Genomic DNA, 19,354 nt, shown 5'->3' with positions numbered 1-19,354 from the left:
TATATAATGTGTTTCGTCGATCTATTAATGTATCTTCACTAATTGCTTTAAATCTTTTCAAAACCACACAATGCTTAATAAAATTCTTCGGGCTTTCACAGGTTATAAAATAAAAAATATAGCTGTAGATGGCTTTGAAATCAAGATATCTTACGTTGGTAAATTCCCCACTACTAGTCCATTAGCTTTCTTGAAAGAATTGAAGGAGAAAATCTCTTTTACTCCACGTGTAAATGTTGATTCTTTTGATTTTAAGGCACATTGGGAAACAAGGTTGGCGAAGGTGAAACATGTATTGCCTTCTTGTTCTGCCAAATTTCAAATTGATGGCAGTACGTATAAAATATCTAGGTATGTTTCGAAGGAAGGCAAGACACCTGTGAGTATTTATGAGTATAGTGAAAATGATCACACATTCGCCTTTTTTTCTAGACTTTATGATCATGGTATTTTCTTTTATGAAATTAAAACTAATTTAATTTCTAGTATGGAAATCAGAAAATCTAAAGAGGATAGTAATCGCTATTTTATTTCAAATGATCATTATTCCGTGATTCTTGATGTTTTCGGACATTCACAAGTATTTATATGGAATGATCAAGAAGCAGTAAACAGGTGTTTAAACCGGGTAGCACCCTAAACGCAAAAAAGCCCAGAATCTCATGGTTCAGGGCTTTTATAGGTAAATACTAGAAACTTAATCTACGTATTCATAGCTAAACTCCAATTCAAAATCATATTTAGCCACAGCTCTTAAGTTAAGAAATATCTTTCCTGCAGTTCCCTCTTCATTCAACTCCATCTTTGCTAAACCACTTTGTAAATAGGAGTTGGCAGGTTCTGTATTTGTAGTGTTATCAACTAGGATGATAATGGGGAGTCCAAAGTCAAAGCTATTACCTCCAAATGCAATTTTTGGAGTGGAGATCTGAAATGGCTCTCCTGAGGAACTAAGCTCAAAAGGGATTTTATTCTGATCGACCGCAATCCAGCCGGATGGTTTATCTTGCTGGATTCCAAAATACAAATCCCCATTCGAATACCCATTTCTTGGGATTGCGGTTATTTTATTGATGAAATAGGCGCCGATTTTCACCTCTTTTCTAACCGTATTTTTCACTTTATTGAGCGAGGTGGTAGTTAAGCTTACTGTGTAGGTCCCAGGCTCTTCGTAAATAGGAGATACCGTTTTCTCATTTGAGGTGGTGCCATTACCGAAATCCCAGAAATAAGCATAAGCACCATCTACAACTGATTCAAATTGCACAGGGACAAAGGCTAAAGTTTTGTCGGATTTTAATTCAAAATTGGCTTCAATTACCGGGTACTCTTCTTCAGAAGAGCATCCACAACATGCTAATAGAATTAGCAAAGCACTTAAGTGGTTTAGTTTCATATGATGTAAGTGTGACTGGTAAAAATAGTTAACCTAAATCTAACTATTTCTGGTAATTCTAACCATCAGCCAAACTATTTCTTCAAACTTCTTTCGGAGCGATTATACAGCAACTGCAGCTTTAATATGTGGGTGTGGATCGTAATTAATCAATTCAAAATCTTCGTATTTGAATTCAAAAATATCAGTGACTTCAGGATTGATTTTCATAGTAGGTAAATCCCTGATCTCCCGACTCAATTGTAATTCTGCCTGCTCCAGATGGTTGGAATACAAATGTGCATCTCCAAAGGTGTGAATGAAATCACCCGCTTCCAACCCGCAAACCTGCGCCACCATCATGGTAAATAAAGCATAGGACGCAATGTTAAAAGGTACTCCAAGAAAAACATCTGCACTTCTCTGATACAGCTGGCAACTCAATTTACCATCAGCTACATAGAACTGAAAAATAGTGTGACATGGAGGTAAAGCCATATTATCTACATCAGCCACGTTCCAGGCACTTACAATATGTCTGCGACTGTCAGGTTTAGTTTTGATCTGATGAATAAGGTTTTTGATCTGATCGATTTCTCCACCTTTGCCATCTGGCCAATGTCTCCACTGATAACCATAAACCGGCCCCAAATCACCATTTTCGTCAGCCCATTCATTCCAAATAGAAACTTTGTTGTCGTTAAGGTATTTGATATTTGAATCACCTTTTAGAAACCAAAGCAGCTCGATGATAATAGAGCGAAGGTGGAGCTTTTTGGTAGTGACTACTGGAAAACCTTTTGATAAATCAAAACGCATTTGATGACCGAAAATACTCCGTGTTCCTGTTCCCGTTCTATCTCCTTTTACAGCTCCTTCATCAAGGATTTTGCGCATCAAATCGTGGTATTGCTTCATCTTCTAAGTTTGATTTTCAAGTTTCGGCAAGTTAATCAGTTCAGATAATAAATGGAATTGATTTAAAACAAACCACCTTCAATATTATTATACTTGGAGAGGCAAACAGGTCTAAATGCCATTTCAGATTAGTTAATGTTCCAAAAATCTACCGCTTATTCTTTACTCGCTGTTGCTGCCATTCTCAGCATTTTACTCATAATATTCCGTCCTCTACCTCAATTTAATTATAATTTTGAGACCTTTTTTCCGCAGAATGACACAGATTTAGATTTCTATAATAGCTTCAAAAGTCAGTTTGAAAATGATAATGACTACTTGCTTATTGCCCTCAGCAATTCTGAGGATGAGCTACTGAAGCCAGATTTTTTAGAAAAGGCAAATAGGATCCAGTCCCAAATTCAAAAATTGGAGAAAGTGGATACGGTCATTTCCATTCTTAACTTGAGGCAACCGGTAATTGGTGTTTTTGGCTTAACCTATAGAAAATTACTGGATTGGTCAGATGAAAAATCTTTGGCCAATACGTCGTCTAACTTGAATCAATATCGTTCCCAATTGATATCGAAAGACGGGAATGCACTGCTCTTATTGATCAAGAATGAACAAAATATATCCAAGGTTGCTGGTGACGAACTGTATGGTTCAATCAAAGAATTATTCTCCCAATTTGAAATTGAACCACTTGCCATAGCAGGGAAAATTCAAACGCAAGGTGACTTTATCGTGCTAATGCAAAATGAATTCGGGCTGTTTTTTGGTTGCTCGATCTTGCTCATGGTATTCTTGCTGATTATCATTTTTCGTTCTTGGTGGGGTGTAGTTATTCCCCTAGTTGTACTCCTTATAGGAGTTGCATGGGCTTTTGGCTTACTTCTTTATTTGGGAAAACCATTCGATGTAATGTCAATCATGCAGCCAACTATTTTTATGATTGTTGGCTTGAGCGCTTTAATCCATTTTTTCACCCATCTAACTAAGAAACTCAAAACTGGAGTAAATAAAGGGGACGCTATCACAGCTATTTACAAGGAACTTCTCATGCCTGTCTGGTTGACAGTATTAACCACCTCGTTAGGTTTTGTTTCACTTTATTTCACCACAATTCCAGCGCTTCAGGATTTTGGCTGGACAACTGGATTGGGAGTTTTGGTTATTTTTTTGGCAGTAATACTTATTTCTCCAGGCTTATTATTTCTCATCCCAATAGCTAAAAGTTATTCAATCCCAAAGGTTGAACAACCTGACATTTTACACAGGCTTTTTGCTTGGCAATTAAAAAAGAGAAAATCGATCTATCTTTCATTTTTAGGGATTACAATGCTTTGTGTTTTTCTTGGTTCAAAGTTGGAGATAAACGGCTACTTACTGGATAACCTGCCCTTGGACCACCCGATTCAAAAAGATTTTGAATACTTTGATGAGCAATTTGGAGGGTCAAATCCATTAGAGATTTCTGTTTCCATTGGTCCCAAAGCAATCTCTTTACTAGACCTAGAGGTCTTAAAAGAACTGGAAAAAGTTGAGGCTAAAATTCATGAGTTATTTGGAGATAGCAAGATAATTTCACCTTTGATACTGATCAAATCTATCAATCAGGCGCAGAATCAAGGAGATCCTAAAGCATTTACTCTTCCGTCCTCTGGGCAGCGTCAGCGAATGGGGCGCTGGCTTGATAAAGCTTTGGAACTAAATGGTAAGCAAGTACTCAGTAAGGATAGAAAAACTGGTAGAATCAGCTCCAGGGTACCTGATCTGGGGTCTTTGAAAATGTCTGAACTCAGGGATGAACTAAATGATTTTGTAAACAATAAGATTGATTCTGACTTATTAAAAGTTCGATGGACAGGGACCGCTTATCTAATTGACAAAGGCCATAAGTCAGTCACCAAGCAAATGGCAAAAGGTCTTGGTGTCGCTTTTTTATTAGTAGGGATTATTGTTGGTTTTTTGTTTCGAAGTTGGCGAATCTCATTCCTGTTATTGATCCCTAATTTAATTCCGCTTATCTGGATGCTAGGACTAATGTATTTACTGGATATAGAATTTAAATTGACCACAGCCATACTTTTTACTGTTGCCTTTGGAATTGCGGTAGATGACAGCATTCATTTTATGAGCAGGCTAAAGCATGAGCTTAGCTTGGGCAAAAACCTAATTTATGCGCTGAAGCGTACCTGTCTAGAAGCCGGGAAAGCGATAGCTTTGACTACAGTGGTCTTAACAACTGGATTTGGTTTGCTGATTTTTAGCCAGTTTGGCGTAACTCACTTTACAGGCTTATTGATTTCAGCTTCGCTGATTTTTGCGCTATTGGCAGATATGTTACTTCTCCCGCTTTTGCTTTTGCCCTTGAAGAAAATGTGGGAACAAAAATTCAATAAATAAATGTAAAATTATTGCTTAAAACCGTCCCAACTGAATGTAGCTGTGACAGGATAATGATCGGAATAGTCAACCTCTCTGTGAGTCTTGAATTGCACCGCTTGAAGCTTTTCACTTGAAAAAATATGATCAATTCTTAGAAAGAAAAGTATGCGATTGTAAGTGAAACCAAATCCTGTCCCAGCTTTTTCGAAAGCATTATCATAATTTTCACTCAGTTTGAAATAGGTATAGGAATATGGGATTTCATTTAAATCTCCCATCAAGATCAATGGGTGCGGACTGTTATCCATATGCTCCAAAAGGACCTTCAGTTGCTTGCTTCGGGCTAAACTTCCTCGTTGAAGCTTTCCTAAGGTTTGTCTATAGTTTTCCTTTACGCCTTCGATATTTTCCAAGCCATCTGAATCAATTCGCATGGATTCCAGATGTGCATTATAAATTCGAATCGTATCACTATTCACCAAAATATCTGCGAAAATAGCCCCGTTTGTGCCTTGAGCATCAAATACTTTCCCGTCATTGATAATTGGGTATTTAGAGAAAATCGCCAATCCATTTGATCTTTTCTTTGGATTACCGTCTGTGATGTGGTACGAAACTTTGTAGTTAGAATTCTTCCCCAGAATTTTTACCGCATCTCGGGAAGGCGTGGTGTTATCTTGGTAAAATTCTTGAAAAACTTTTACGTCAGCCTCTTGATCCTGAAGCCAGGTGAATACATTCGAGTCTGCAGCCCCTTTATTACTGGATTTATAGTAGAACATATGAGCATTGTAGGTCAATACTTTTAGTCCTTCAACATTCTCATTTTTAGGATGAATCTGGAATGTGGCAAGGAAAAATTTATAGCCCAGAATTAGCGCCAGTAGAGGCAAAAAGGATAGTTTTCTCCATGATAAAATCAGAATTACTAGCAAAAATAGATTCAGTAGTAAAAAAACTGGAATGAAGAAAGGTAAAAGTCCCACGTATTTGAAATACTCCGGAGAGATAAATACGCTGGCAAATAACACTAAGGTAACGGCAAAAATTAACCAGGTAATGACTTTCATGAATTGAAATTATTCTGGAAATAAAGTAAGCAATAAATCATGTCCCTATTATAGTGATTCGTGTTTTAACGTTATACACAATCTTCGATCCAAATGAAGATTGAATTCAAAATATCATTTAACTAATCGGTAAAGGTAGAATATTTGTTTCTCCATAAAATGATTGTGCTACAAATGGTAAAATAGAGGCTTGAATTTTGCAGCTTTGTCAATTATTACTTATTTCAATAGAAAATTACCACTAGGAAATCGCGCATGACGAAGGTCGCTACACCCTGGAAGGATTATTCCTCATGCCAGATTTCTCCCGATAGTTTTCGGGTCGCCAATTCAAAAACAAAACATTAATAGATGAAAACGAACCATCCTATTTTATCGGCAGCAATTTTAGCCATAGTTTTTGCTTCATGTAGTGAACCAAAGGCTATTGAAACTTCAGAGTCAGTAGTAGCTGAGGAGACCATGGAAGCAGCTACAGAAGCAGAATCCAGACCAAGCCCATTAATGGTGAAAGAAGGTCAAATTGCCGGAAAGGCAATCAAAGTACAGTATGGATCTCCCGCAGTAAAAGGCAGAGACCTGTGGGGTGATTTGGTTCCATACAATGTGGTTTGGAGAACAGGTGCAAATGAAGCCTCCTATGTTGACCTAGCTGAGGACATGACGGTTGAAGGCAAGAAGTTGGAAGCAGGTAAATATTCCTTATTTACAATTCCCAAAGAAACAGGAGCTTGGACAGTTATTTTTAATTCGGAATGGGATCTGGAACATGGTCATTTCCAATACGATGAAAAGAATGACGTGCTAAGAGTAGATGTGACTCCTGTATGGGAAGAATCCACCCAAGAGTCACTTTCTATAGACATTGAAAACCCAGGTATCGTTATCCGCTGGGAGAAGCTTAAGCTACCAATTACAATAAACTAAGGAATTACATTCCCTGAAAAAGTCCTCAATTTCTAAATTGAGGGCTTTTTTTTTAGGTAAATACCAAAAGGGCAAACGGATATGTGTTTTAATATTAGGTTTAGGGTAAATTCGTCTCCTTACTTAAATATGATTCGATGAAGTATATAGGTTTTTTAGTGGTTTTAGCGCTGACTATCGCACTTGGAGTAGCTGTTTCCACTCCCTTTGGTGCGATACCGCCCTTAGCGCCTTTGCTTGACCCTAATCATGGGTTTTGGCAAAATTCAATTTCAGAAGATGAATTGGCTGAGGATGAACTGGAACTCAATAACCTAAGCAGTGAAGTGCAAGTGGTTTACGATGAGAACTTGATTCCTCACATTTTTGCTGCTAATGAAGCTGACCTATACAGAGCTCAAGGTTACATTACTGCAAAGCACAGACTTTGGCAAATGGAATTCCAGACTATGGCTGCTGCAGGCAGAATCTCCGAAATAGTCGGACCCTTAGCTATAGATCTAGATAGGATGACTAGACGAAAAGGTTTGGCATATGGAGCGGAAAAAGGAATAAAATTCACCCAAGAAACCGACCCTGAGACGTATGCCCTATTAGAGGCCTATGCGGATGGAGTGAATCAATACATCGATCAGCTAGAAGATGCACAATTACCGGTAGAATATAAAATCCTAAACTATAGACCAGAACCTTGGACGGCGTTTAAATCCATTCTTTTGTTGAAATATATGACCGATATGTTGGTTGGTGACCGGGATTTGGAATATTCGAATTTGAGAAAAATTCTAGGCGAAGTGATGCTGGATAAATTATATCCAGAATATCCAATTGGTGTGGAACCCATCATTGAAGCAGGACACAAGTGGGACTTTAAGTCTCTCGAAGTTACCCGGCCAGATAGTATTAATTACCCTAACGATCAACTAGTCATTGATCCTTTACCACAACCAGAAGAAGGTACAGGTTCTAATAATTGGGCAGTATCTGGTTCGAAAACGAAAAGTGGTAATCCAATTTTAGCCAATGATCCCCACCTGAGTTTAAATCTTCCTTCGCTTTGGTACTCCATGCAATTGACCACACCTAATCACTCAGTGAAAGGAGCCACTCTTCCCGGTGCCTTAGGTGTTATTTCCGGGTTTAATGAAAATATTGCTTGGGGTGTCACCAATGCAACTCGCGATACACGTGATTGGTATAAAATTACTTTTCAGGATAAAGCTAGAAAAGCCTACCGATACGGCGAAAGGTGGGAGCAGACTACTTTTAGAATAGAAGAAATTAAAGTAAAAGGTGAGCCTGCTTTAATAGACACTGTAGTTTATACCCATTATGGACCTGTGGTGTATGATAAGACCTTCAATTCCAACCGTCAAGATGTCAATTTCGCCTTAAAATGGAATGTACATGAAGGATCAAATGAGCAAAAAACTTTCTTAAAGTTAAATACAGCAAAAAACCATGATGACTATAATGTTGCCCTAGATAATTTCACTGCTCCCGCTCAAAATTTTGTCTTCGCATCCAAAAGTGGTGATATAGCTATGAGGATTCAGGGTAAATTCCCTTTGAAATGGAAAGGGCAAGGAAAATTCTTTATGGATGGAGCAGACCCGCAAATGGAATGGCAAGGATATATTCCGAATGAACAAAATGCAAGTACATTAAATCCTTCTCGCGGTTTTGTTAGCTCAGCTAACCAGCATCCTACGGATTCAACGTATCCGTACTATGTTTTTGATAATAGCTACGAATTTTATCGAAATCGCAGACTCAACAACAGACTATCTGAAATGAGTAATATTACTGTGGAGGATATGCAAGGGCTACAGTTTGATGATTTTTATCTACACGCTTCCGAAGCCCTACCGATTATGTTGGACTTACTTGGGAGTGATGTTGAAAATGACGCTGCCGCAAAAAAATACATTTCTATTTTGAAGCAATGGGATTTTTATGCAGATCCAAATCAGAAAGCACCAACTTTATTCTATATCTGGTGGCGAGAAACTTACAGTCAGATATGGAAGGACTTGTCAGAAAATTTAGCACCTGTTGTACTTCCAAGCTATTATCAAACGGTATTATTTATGAAAAATGAGCCGAATAGTGAAGTGTTTGACCATAAGAAGACCTCTGAAAGGGAGACTGCAGCAACCCACATCAAATTCGGTTTCAAAGGATTGCTAGAAGTCATGACAAAATGGGAAGAAGAGGAGGGGGATTTCTCCTGGGCTAATTATAAAAGAACCAAGATTCAGCATCTTGTTCCCCAGTTTAATTCATTTTCTGTGGAAAATGTCTACACAGGAGGGGGTGCTGGAATTTTGAATGCTACAAGTGGTAGATCAGGTGCAAGCTGGAGAATGGTCGTGGAATTAGGACCAGAAGTCAAAGCATTTGGTGTTTATCCAGGTGGTCAATCCGGAAATCCTGGAAGTAAATTTTATAGCAATTTCATCCCCATCTGGGCAAATGGTGAATACCTAAACTTTGACCTGAGAACACCTGATCAAGTAGATGGCCTATTATTCAAAACTAATTTAAACTAAGCGCTATAAAATTGAGTAGGTCGCAAACGACTCTCACTAGGATAATTATAAACCCAGCGAGATTCCATGTGACTATTAAAAGACAAATTATAAACACATGAAATTTATACTATTTACTTTTCTCACGGCTGTACTTGTCCTCATTTTCAACCCCTTTCTGCCTTACTGGTCTGTAATGATTATCATAGCAATTTTTGCAGCTTTAATTGATAATGGCGGCGTAGCGGCTTTTTTTGCAGGTGGCTTAGGCATGGGCTTAGCGTGGCTAGGTCAAAGTATCTATATCAGTACTTTTTCAGGTAGTTCATTGCCTGATAAAATGGGCGAATTAATGGGGTTTGGTTCTGAAATGCCACTTTTGGCTCTCACAGGTATACTCGGATTTTTACTGGGTGCTTTTAGCGCTTTGACAGGAAGTTTGTTGCGCAATCTTTTCAAAAGAAAGCCTGATAATATCTATGGGGGATGAGAATGATAAAAAGCAATATGTATCTCCGCTTCTATTCCAATAAGGAGGGAAAAGAAAGGTAGGAGTAGTTAATCTTAGGGATTGTGCTACTTCTGTCTTCCAATCTGATATGCAAAGACTATCAGGCGACTGGCATTATTGCTGATAATCATAAAAAAAGAAATTAGTTAAAAGTTCTTAGTTTGACTTCAAAAACCAGTCTTTTGTTTTTCCATTTCAATCGATTGAGTACCTTTGTTACTCACTATTGAAGTGAATTTTTATGCTTGAATCCTTAATTACCTCAAAAACAAGGTTGAGGTTACTTGTTAAGTTTTTTGTTAACTCCAAAACACAAAGTCATTTGCGAGGTTTGGCTGACGAGTTTGGTGAGTCGACCAATGCAATTCGCAAGGAATTGAATAACCTAACACAAGCAGGTATTTTAGTAAAGGAATCAGATAAAAATAAAATTGCCTACAAGGCAAATGTTACTCATCCCTTTTTCTCTAACATACAAGATATCATTCGTAAATATCTAGGTTTGGACAAGTTGCTCGAGCAAATTCTGGAGAGAATGGGAGAGGTGAGTCAAGTAATCCTAGTTGGGGATCTATCTAAAGGCATAGACTCAGGAAAAATAGATGTAGTAGTCACCGGAGATAATCTTAACGAGAGCTACATTTTGAACCTCTCGAATAAGATAGAGGAAATGATAGAACGAAAAGTGGTATTGACCTTGCTATCTGATAGGATGGTCTCTACGGGCTTGGTATTGTTCGACAAAGAGGTAGGGGCTTAGGGAGCTCGAGTTTATAGAGTAAATTTTGTGATAGGCGCTTTTGTGACTGAAAGGGCGAAGCTGTGCGAAATAGCTTGTAAATTGATTAAAAATCAGAAATTAGGGTTTGGATTACTTGGTTTAAATTGAATTTGGACGCGAAAATTATACAATTGAAAAAATACACTACGTTGATAAATTGTAAGAATTGCCTACTGATGTTGGCCTTTTTGATGATGGCTTTTGTTGCACAAAGTCAAAGTCTCTCTGATATTCAAAATCTAAAAGTAGATGATTTGTCTGATGCTCAGATCGAGCAAATCATTAAAAGAGCTGAAGCAAATGGACTTACCACAAATCAGTTAACAGCCTTAGCTCGAGAAAGAGGTATGCCTGCTTTGGAGGCTGCCAAATTAAGTAAGCGTATCTCTGAGCTGCAAATGTCAGTTATGTCTGATGGAGTAGGGCAGGATGCTACTTCCGGTAGAATTGTCAATGGGTATTCGGAACTTGATATGTTTGATTCTATTCGTAGATCCGATCCCTACTATGATCTGACTGTGAAGCAGAAGAAGATTTTCGGCTACAAGTTGTTTCACAACCGAGATTTGAATTTCAACCCAAGTTTAAATATTCCTACCCCACAATCTTATGTGATAGGCTCAGGGGATCAGTTGTTACTTGATGTATATGGTGCCTCCCAACAGTCTTATGATTTGAACGTCAATCCAGAAGGAAGAGTATTTGTTCCAAATGTGGGGCCAATTCAGGTGGGGGGATCAACTATCGAAGCAGCAATAGGAAGAATCAAAACCGCATTGGGTCGAATATACTCGGGTCTGAATGGTTCTAACCCAAATACATTCATTCAATTGAGGTTAGGAAATATCAGATCCATTAAGGTTTCAATGGTAGGAGAGTTGACAAAGCCAGGTACTTATACCCTTCCTTCATTTGCTACAGTTTTTAATGGCTTGTATGCAGCTGGTGGACCTAATGAAAATGGGGCTTTTAGAAATGTGCAGGTGTACAGGGATAGCAGACTTGTCGCCACAGTAGATATTTATGAATTCCTCTCCAAAGGCGTTCAAAGTTCAAATATTACGCTTCAGGATAATGACGTTGTGATCGTTCCACCTGTAGGAACAAGGATAGAAATCGTTGGTCCGGTTCGTAGAGAAGGTCTTTTTGAAGTGAAACCTAGTGAATCACTGGAAGATCTTTATATCTATACAGGTGGTTTTACAAGTTTGGCTTATCAGGATAGAGTAACTGTTAGACGTATTGAAAATAATCAACGTAAGGTAGTTGATGTGCCCTCCAGCGAATTTGGATCATTTTCCTTGAAGGATGGCGATGAAATTTTAATCGGAGAAGCATTAGAAAGATTCTCAAATCGAGTTCAAGTTACGGGTTCGGTCACTCGTCCAGGAGAGTATTCATTGGATGAAGGCGGACTTACTGTAAAAGGATTAGTTGAAAAAGCACAAGGGCTTAAACCAGAAGCATTTGCTACAAGAGCTACCTTATACCGTACAAGTGCAGATTTGACACTCGCTGCTGAGCCACTAGACCTGAAAGGCATATTAAACGGAACGGCTGAGGATATCGCTTTGAAAAATGAAGATCTTTTATTCGTGCCGAGCAGATACGATGTGCAGGAGGAATATTATGTGAAAATATCCGGGGAAATTAACTATCCAGGTACTTATCCCTATGCCACAGATATGACAGTCGGAGATCTTATCATTAGATCAGGAGGATTGTTGGAGTCAGCTACAAACTCGTCTATTGAGATAGCTCGCAGAGTAAGAGATGCAGCATCTGGCAAATTAGCCCAGATTGAGACTATGTCGATAGACCCTAATTTGGAGTTAACAGAAGAAGAGCGAAACCAGCCACTTCAACCTTTTGACCACGTCTTTATTAGAAGAAGTCCAGGGTTTGAAAGAGAGCAATTGATCACAATTCAAGGAGAAGTTATATATCCCGGAGATTTCGCGATATCAGCTGCGAATGAGAGAATCTCGGATGTTATTATGCGCGCTGGTGGTATTACCCAGTATGCCTATCCTAAAGGAGCAAGTCTAATTCGCCGTACAGTATATTTCAAAGGTCCTACAGAGGAAGAGTTAAGAAGTGAGGCGCTGAAAGAAATACGGTCGAATTTAGATCCTGAAACAAATAGAAATACAAATGAAGCCGAAGAACTTTTGTTTGAGAGGATTGACACAAAACTCGCTCAGAATGAATTGGAGAAGTTTGAAAGGGAGCAAGCTGAGCAGAAAAGAAGGCTTTTTGAAATTACTCCCGCTTTTGATACCCTAAGACAAGACTCCACCATTACTTCTATGAGATTGAAGGAGCAGGACTTTGTGGGAATTGATCTTGAGTTTATTTTAAATAACCCTGGATCTGAAGAGGATTTGATCCTGCTCGAAGGTGATATAATTCAAATTCCAAAGGAATTACAAACCGTCCGTATGGTAGGGGAAGTTTTATTGCCTACTACTACTAGGTTTATGAAGAAAAGTAAGTTGAAAAAATACATTTCTAAAGCGGGCGGTTTCACCGAAGATGCTAGACGTGGTAAGACTTATGTAGTCTATGCAAATGGGGACGCTAAAAAAACCAACAACTTTTTAGGTCTTAAATTTTATCCTGAACTAGAGCCTGGAGCAGAAATAGTAGTGCCCAAAAAACCAATTCGAACCAGAATGGGGCCGGCAACATGGATTGGGTTAGCATCAAGTCTAGCCACAGTGGCAATTTTAGTTCAAACAATAGTCAATAACAACAAACCGTAGTTAGTTAAAACTTATTAACATATATGAAAATTGCAGTAGTAGGAACCGGGTATGTAGGCTTGGTTTCAGGAGCATGTTTTGCTGATGTTGGGATTGAAGTCACCTGTGTCGATATCGATCAGAAGAAAATTGATAACCTCAAAAACGGCATTATGCCGATTTATGAGCCTGGTCTCGAAGAAGTAGTAGTCCGTAATTATAAGAGTGGCAGGCTTAAATTTAGCACAGATTTGGGTGAGGCAATCCAAGGTGCATCTGTAGCTTTCATTGCTGTTGGGACTCCTCCTGGCGAGGATGGATCTGCGGATTTGAAATACGTACTGGCTGTGGCAGATGAGATTGGTACTAAAATGAGTGATTACATTGTAGTGGCTACCAAAAGCACTGTGCCGGTAACTACCGGTGAGAAAGTTCGTGCAGCGATTAAAGCAGCGCTAGATAAGAGATCTTCGGATCTTCCTTTTGCAGTAGCTTCCAATCCTGAATTCCTGAAGGAAGGAGCTGCAGTGGAAGACTTTCTGAAGCCGGATAGAATTGTAATTGGAGTGGATGACGAAAGAGCTGAAGAGATTATGAAGCGTCTATACAAGCCATTCCAACTCAGCGGAGAGCGAATTATTTACATGGATATTCCTTCCGCTGAAATGACCAAGTATGCCGCCAACGCCATGCTGGCTACCAAAATTTCCTTTATGAATGATATAGCCAACCTATGTGAATTGGTTGGAGCCGATGCCAACATGGTGAGAAAGGGAATTGGATCTGACCCAAGAATAGGCAACAAATTCATCTACCCAGGAGTGGGATACGGTGGGTCTTGCTTTCCAAAGGATGTAAAAGCGATCATCAAAACAGCTAAGCAGTATGGCTATGACCTGAGAGTTCTCCAAGCTGTGGAGGATGTAAACGACGATCAGAAATATGTGCTTTCCAAAAAAGTAAAAGCTCACTTCGGAGAGGATTTATCAGGAATGACCTTTGCGATGTGGGGACTAAGCTTCAAGCCAAATACAGATGATATGCGTGAAGCGCCTGCTGGAGTGATCATCGATGAGTTGAGAGCTGCAGGCGCTACGGTGAAAGCCTATGATCCAATTGCCATGGAAGAGGCAAAGGAACATTACATCTTCGATAAGGTAACCTATTGTAAAGATGCTTATGAAGCTTTGGTGGATGCTGATGCACTTCTTTTGGTTACGGAATGGTCGGAATTCCGTATTCCTAGTTGGGATGTTGTAGGTAGACTATTGAAGAACAAAGTGATATTCGATGGCCGAAATATTTACGATAAGAAATATTTGGGAACCCTTGGTTTTGATACTTACGGGATTGGTTCTAAGTAGTACTTTTTGCCCTTGGGTTTATACTCAAGGGCATTGCTATGTTTTAAGGAATAATAGAAAATGATAATTGCTGGAGCAGGTGGACATGGTTTGGAAGTACATCATGTGCTGATTAATAGTGGCATGCCTGCTGCTGAGATCATATTTTTTGATCAAGACGCCAGCAAGTTTGAAAATAGCGAACTACCAAGTCAGGGAATTTTTAATCTGGTTGAATTAGAACAAAGCTTAAGTGAAGATCCTAGATTTGTGCTGGGAGTCGGAAATCCAGTTCATAGAGAAAAATTATTTCTACTATTAACTTCACTAGGTGGTAGCGCTTTTGGAATCCAAAACGTAATTACTAATGAATCTGGAGATTCCACAAGTTTTGATGCTATGCCTTTTAGTTTTATCGGTCCTGAGACTACCATTGGAAAGGGCGTTTTGATTAATACCCGAGCGAATGTACATCATGAATGTTCTGTGGGGGATTTTAGCGAAATAGGACCGGGTGCTATGCTTTTGGGTGCATCCAAAATTGGCAAAAGGTGTAGGATAGGTGCCGGAGCCGTAATACTTCCAGGAGTTGAGCTAGGTGATGAAATGATAGTAGGAGCTGGAGCTGTTGTCACCAAAACACTTTTGAAGTCTTCTGTGCTTGTTGGGATTCCTGCACAACCATTGTCATCATGATTTTAGTAAATTTAAATTTAATATTTACCAATAGAAGTTTCTAATGCCTACAAATGAGCAGTCAAAAGTGGAACTGAATTATATTGAGTTAATCCAAAAAATACTCTCTTTCAAAAAGAGATTACTTGTATTCACCTTGGCAGGACTAATCTTAGGTTTGCTCATAGCTACGACTAGTCCAAAAGAATTCACTTCCTCGTCCCTCGTGATTCTTGAGGAAAATGAAAATTCAGGACAATTTGGGCAAATGGGGGCTCTGGCAGGTCTTGCAGGAATTTCACTTCCTCAAATGCAAGGAGACCAAACCATGTTGAGTTCCGAATTATTCCCTGATGTCATCCATAGTAGGGATTTTCTGCTGAGTATCATGAAGGAGAAATTTTTCTTTCAAACTAAAGGCAAGGAAATGACTTTGGAGGAATATTATGCTGAAGAAAGGCCAGGAAATATTGTTAAAAAAACGATTGATTTTGTATTCAGCATTCCAGCAAGAATAATTGGTCTTTTTTCATCTAATGAAATAAGCCGAGCTAGCCCAATTACTACTGATTCTGAAGCTGTGGAACTAGGCTATGTTTCTGTGACATCACAGGAAAATTATGTTTTGAAGCAGTTGAAAGAAAGAATTACTATAGAAAATGAGATTAAACTGATCCAGTTAGATGTATCAATGCCTGAGCCTCTAATTTCAGCAGAGGTAAATGCACTGGTGCTGGAGCGGCTTATTGAGTATGTGACCAATTATAAAACGGTAAAGCAAAAAATAAACTTAGAATTCGTTGAGGATCGAGTAGATGAAGCACAGGTTAAATTCCAAGAGGCACAATTAAAACTAGCATCCTATAGAGACTCAAATCAAGGAATGATTTCTAGACGAGCAATGACAAAAGAAGAGCAATTGCAGCTGGAGTTCAACCTTACTTTTAATATTTACAACACCCTGAAGCAAGAGCTTGAGCAATCGACCATACAACTCAAAAGAGAAACTCCAGTCTTTACAATAATGGAAAAGGCAAGCGTCCCTTTAGGACCTAGTAAACCAAATAAGCCCTTGATAATTGTATTTAGTATGTTCCTTGGGTTTTTGGTGGGTGTTTTATATGCCATATATCGAGTCCTTCTTACCCAAATTAGTCAGTAAATAAGTATGCGTTCTATTCAAATGGTAGACTTGAAGTCTCAATACGAGGCAATCAAGACTGAAGTGGATCAGGCTATTCAAGGTGTAATTGATACTACCTCCTTTATAAATGGCCCAAAGGTAAAAGAGTTTTCAGATGCCTTAGCCAGTTATACCGGTGCTAAGTATGTAGTCACTTGTGGCAATGGTACAGATGCCCTGCAAATAGCAATGATGGGTCTTGGTTTCCAGCCAGGGCAGGAGGTAATCGTTCCTGCATTTACCTACGTTGCAACGGCGGAAGTGATTGCTTTACTAGGTTTGGTACCTGTATTCATTGATGTGATTGATTCCACTTTTGAACTTGATATTACTCAACTGGAATCAAAAATAACTTCGAAAACTGCCGGGATAGTCCCAGTTCACCTATATGGTCAATGCTCCAACATGGAAGCTATTTTGGCTGTAGCCAAAAAGCATAATATCAAAGTCATTGAAGATACTGCTCAGGCCATCGGAGCCAATTACAGCTTCTCAGATGGAACAGTAAAACAGGCTGGTACGATGGGAGATGTAGGCACGACTTCATTTTTTCCATCTAAAAACTTGGGATGCTATGGAGACGGCGGAGCAATGTTTACCAATGACGGGAAATTGGCTGAGAAGCTGAGAATGATCGCTAATCATGGGCAGCAGAAAAAGTACCACCATCACATAGTAGGCGTAAATTCTAGATTGGATACCCTGCAGGCGGCTATTTTAAATGTAAAACTGCAACACTTGGATCGATATTCTGCCTCCAGAAATGAAGTTGCAGCTCGATATGACAGTGCATTTACAGACCATCCTCATATAAGGATTCCTAAAAGAGCAGTGAATTCCACGCATGCTTTCCATCAGTATACCATACAAGTAGAAGGAGTGAGCAGAGATGAATTGAAAAGCTATTTAGCCGAAAAGGGAGTCCCTTCCATGGTTTATTATCCGCTGCCCTTGCACCAGCAGGAAGCCTACTTGAATTTGGGATATCAAAAAGGAGATTTTCCCGTAGCAGAAGCTCTATGCGAAATGGTACTTTCCCTGCCCATTCATACAGAGATGAAGGTTGAAGATCAGGAGTATATAATAGAATCCATAAATTCCTTTTTTAAATAGTTATGAAGACACCTTTAATCGAATCAGTAGATATTCCGATTGATCGATTTCTTTGAAGGTTCTCTTACCCATAAAATAAGTATTAAATGAAAGATTACTTCGCACATGAAAGTGCCTACATAGATGAAGGATGCGAAATCGGAGCTGGTACGAAAATTTGGCATTTTTCTCATGTGATGCCAAATTGTAAAATAGGCGAACGATGCAACATTGGTCAGAATGTAGTGGTATCGCCAGGCGTAGTTTTGGGAAATAACGTGAAGATCCAAAACAATGTGTCTGTTTATACAGGTGTCACCTGTGACGACGATGTATTTCTAGGTCCTTCAATGGTTTTTACCAATGTGATCAATCCGAGAAGTGCAGTGAACAGAAAGTCTGAATACGCAAAAACCCATGTGGGGAAAGGCGCAAGTATAGGAGCGAATGCTACTATCGTCTGCGGACATAATATTGGGTCTTTTGCCTTTATAGGAGCGGGTTCGGTAATCACCAAGAATGTGCCTGATTTTGCATTAGTGGTAGGTAATCCAGCAAAACAAATAGGTTGGATGAGTGAATTTGGGTCCAAATTACTATTTAATGCACAAGGTGAAGCTGTATGTGAAGAGACAGGAGATCGCTATTTGCTTCAAAATAACAAAGTAACAAAACAGTAACTATGAATAATTTTGCATTGATAGGAGCAGCAGGATACATAGCTCCACGGCATATGAAAGCCATAAAAGATACAGGAAACGTACTTTTGGCTGCGTATGACAAGTTTGACAGCGTAGGAGTAATGGACAGCCATTTTCCAGACGCAGATTTTTTCACAGAATTTGAGAGGTTTGACCGTCATGTTGAAAAATTAAAGCGAACAGAAAAGAATATAGATTTTGTGAGTATCTGCTCGCCAAATTACCTTCACGATTCTCATATTCGTTTTGGATTGCGAGTGGGAGCAAATGTTATTTGCGAAAAGCCTTTAGTTCTTAACCCTTGGAATATAGAAGCACTGTCCAGGGTAGAAGAGGAGCATGGTACTAAAGTCTACAATATCCTTCAACTAAGATTACACCCTTCGATAATCGCGTTAAAGAAAAAAGTAGAAGAGGGACCGAAGGATAAGATTTATGATATTGATCTTGCGTACATTACTTCCAGAGGCCATTGGTATTATACTTCTTGGAAGGGGGACATAAGTAAATCCGGAGGCATAGCTACTAATATTGGCGTTCATTTTTACGATATGCTCACCTGGGTTTTTGGGAAAGTGAAAAAAAATGTAGTACATATCCATACCCATGATCGTGCCTCAGGGTATTTTGAGCTGGAAAAAGCTCGCGTGCGTTGGTTTCTAAGTATTAATGCAGACACTTTACCAGAAGCTGTGAAGGCAAGAGGTGGTAGAACTTATCGCTCCTTGACTATGGAAGGTAATGAAATTGAATTTTCAGATGGATTTACAGAACTGCATACCCATAGCTACCAGCATATTTTAGATGGAAATGGATTTGGTTTGGAAGAAGCAAGACCAAGTATTGAAATCGTTCACGACATTAGACACATGGATCCAATTGGGCTGAAAGGTGATTATCATCCTTTGGCAGCGAGTGAATTGACCAAGCATCCTTTTTCGTCAAAATGAATCAGAGCGTATGCAAAAAGTTAAACCTGGGATTAACTACAGTCTCTGACTCTAATGGAATAATTAGTGGAGCAAGTGGTTCTGCCCATGTGGCAAACCATAACTTCACTGGATATTCCGAACCGGGAATAACTTTTATCAAATTATTACTTCCTGAGAAGGCTAAATTCACTCCGAATTGAA

17 protein-coding genes are annotated in these 19,354 nt (G+C 39.1%); 14 read left to right on the top strand and 3 right to left on the bottom strand.

Annotated features, from left to right (window positions below; all coding sequences use genetic code 11):
* Nucleotides 1-70 precede the first annotated feature (70 nt).
* A complete protein-coding gene (locus QOL76_RS09065) occupies nt 71-640 on the top strand; it encodes a hypothetical protein (protein ID WP_283412637.1) in 570 nt (189 codons plus the stop codon).
* 57 nt (nt 641-697) lie between these two features.
* Here QOL76_RS09065 and QOL76_RS09060 read toward each other — a convergent pair whose 3' ends face one another.
* The gene (locus QOL76_RS09060) at nt 698-1,396 is read right to left on the bottom strand and encodes a PKD domain-containing protein (protein WP_283412636.1); all 699 of its coding nucleotides are present in this window, start codon (nt 1,394-1,396) and stop codon (nt 698-700) included.
* A 102-nt stretch (nt 1,397-1,498) separates the two neighbouring features.
* Complete coding sequence (locus QOL76_RS09055; RefSeq protein WP_283412635.1) at nt 1,499-2,293, bottom strand: thymidylate synthase; 795 nt, start codon at nt 2,291-2,293, stop codon at nt 1,499-1,501.
* Nucleotides 2,294-2,428: 135 nt separating this feature from the next.
* On the opposite strand from QOL76_RS09055, the gene QOL76_RS09050 reads away from it, so the two are divergent.
* Nucleotides 2,429-4,681 (top strand): efflux RND transporter permease subunit, encoded by a 2,253-nt coding sequence (locus tag QOL76_RS09050; RefSeq protein WP_283412634.1) that lies wholly within the window; start codon nt 2,429-2,431, stop codon nt 4,679-4,681.
* Nucleotides 4,682-4,689: 8 nt separating this feature from the next.
* On the opposite strand, the gene QOL76_RS09045 is transcribed toward QOL76_RS09050, so the two are convergent.
* On the bottom strand, nt 4,690-5,733 hold the full coding sequence (locus tag QOL76_RS09045) for an endonuclease/exonuclease/phosphatase family protein (protein WP_283412633.1): 1,044 nt from the start codon (nt 5,731-5,733) through the stop codon (nt 4,690-4,692).
* A 351-nt stretch (nt 5,734-6,084) separates the two neighbouring features.
* Between QOL76_RS09045 and QOL76_RS09040 the strand changes: the two genes are divergently transcribed.
* The 12 genes from QOL76_RS09040 (at nt 6,085) to QOL76_RS08985 (ending at nt 19,353) form a co-directional block, all read left to right on the top strand.
* Entirely contained in the window at nt 6,085-6,660 is a 576-nt protein-coding gene (locus tag QOL76_RS09040) for a DUF2911 domain-containing protein (protein ID WP_283412632.1), read from the top strand.
* 137 nt (nt 6,661-6,797) lie between these two features.
* On the top strand, nt 6,798-9,212 hold the full coding sequence (locus QOL76_RS09035; RefSeq protein WP_283412631.1) for a penicillin acylase family protein: 2,415 nt from the start codon (nt 6,798-6,800) through the stop codon (nt 9,210-9,212).
* Nucleotides 9,213-9,309: 97 nt separating this feature from the next.
* Nucleotides 9,310-9,681, top strand: coding sequence for a hypothetical protein (locus QOL76_RS09030; RefSeq protein ID WP_283412630.1), 372 nt, complete (start codon nt 9,310-9,312; stop codon nt 9,679-9,681).
* A 262-nt stretch (nt 9,682-9,943) separates the two neighbouring features.
* Complete coding sequence (locus QOL76_RS09025; protein WP_283412629.1) at nt 9,944-10,462, top strand: helix-turn-helix domain-containing protein; 519 nt, start codon at nt 9,944-9,946, stop codon at nt 10,460-10,462.
* A gap of 197 nt (nt 10,463-10,659) precedes the next feature.
* Complete coding sequence (locus tag QOL76_RS09020) at nt 10,660-13,248, top strand: SLBB domain-containing protein (protein ID WP_283413124.1); 2,589 nt, start codon at nt 10,660-10,662, stop codon at nt 13,246-13,248.
* A gap of 23 nt (nt 13,249-13,271) precedes the next feature.
* Complete coding sequence (locus tag QOL76_RS09015; RefSeq protein WP_283412628.1) at nt 13,272-14,591, top strand: UDP-glucose dehydrogenase family protein; 1,320 nt, start codon at nt 13,272-13,274, stop codon at nt 14,589-14,591.
* A 60-nt stretch (nt 14,592-14,651) separates the two neighbouring features.
* Nucleotides 14,652-15,266, top strand: coding sequence for an acetyltransferase (locus tag QOL76_RS09010; protein WP_283412627.1), 615 nt, complete (start codon nt 14,652-14,654; stop codon nt 15,264-15,266).
* 43 nt (nt 15,267-15,309) lie between these two features.
* Nucleotides 15,310-16,407 (top strand): GNVR domain-containing protein, encoded by a 1,098-nt coding sequence (locus QOL76_RS09005; protein ID WP_283412626.1) that lies wholly within the window; start codon nt 15,310-15,312, stop codon nt 16,405-16,407.
* Between the two features lie 6 nt (nt 16,408-16,413).
* Nucleotides 16,414-17,541 (top strand): DegT/DnrJ/EryC1/StrS family aminotransferase, encoded by a 1,128-nt coding sequence (locus tag QOL76_RS09000; protein WP_283412625.1) that lies wholly within the window; start codon nt 16,414-16,416, stop codon nt 17,539-17,541.
* Between the two features lie 86 nt (nt 17,542-17,627).
* Nucleotides 17,628-18,200 (top strand): acyltransferase, encoded by a 573-nt coding sequence (locus QOL76_RS08995; protein ID WP_283412624.1) that lies wholly within the window; start codon nt 17,628-17,630, stop codon nt 18,198-18,200.
* A 2-nt stretch (nt 18,201-18,202) separates the two neighbouring features.
* The gene (locus tag QOL76_RS08990) at nt 18,203-19,171 is read left to right on the top strand and encodes a Gfo/Idh/MocA family protein (protein ID WP_283412623.1); all 969 of its coding nucleotides are present in this window, start codon (nt 18,203-18,205) and stop codon (nt 19,169-19,171) included.
* On the top strand, nt 19,168-19,353 hold the full coding sequence (locus QOL76_RS08985) for a hypothetical protein (RefSeq protein WP_283412622.1): 186 nt from the start codon (nt 19,168-19,170) through the stop codon (nt 19,351-19,353). The genes QOL76_RS08990 and QOL76_RS08985 overlap by 4 nt, the downstream gene beginning before the upstream one ends.
* The last annotated feature ends 1 nt before the right edge of the window (nt 19,354 follow it).

The sequence above is a fragment of the Algoriphagus winogradskyi genome, from assembly GCF_900182815.1.
GTDB lineage: Bacteria > Bacteroidota > Bacteroidia > Cytophagales > Cyclobacteriaceae > Algoriphagus > Algoriphagus winogradskyi.
Note: the sequence above shows the minus strand (reverse complement) of the source record. Positions and strands in the feature narration are given on the sequence as shown.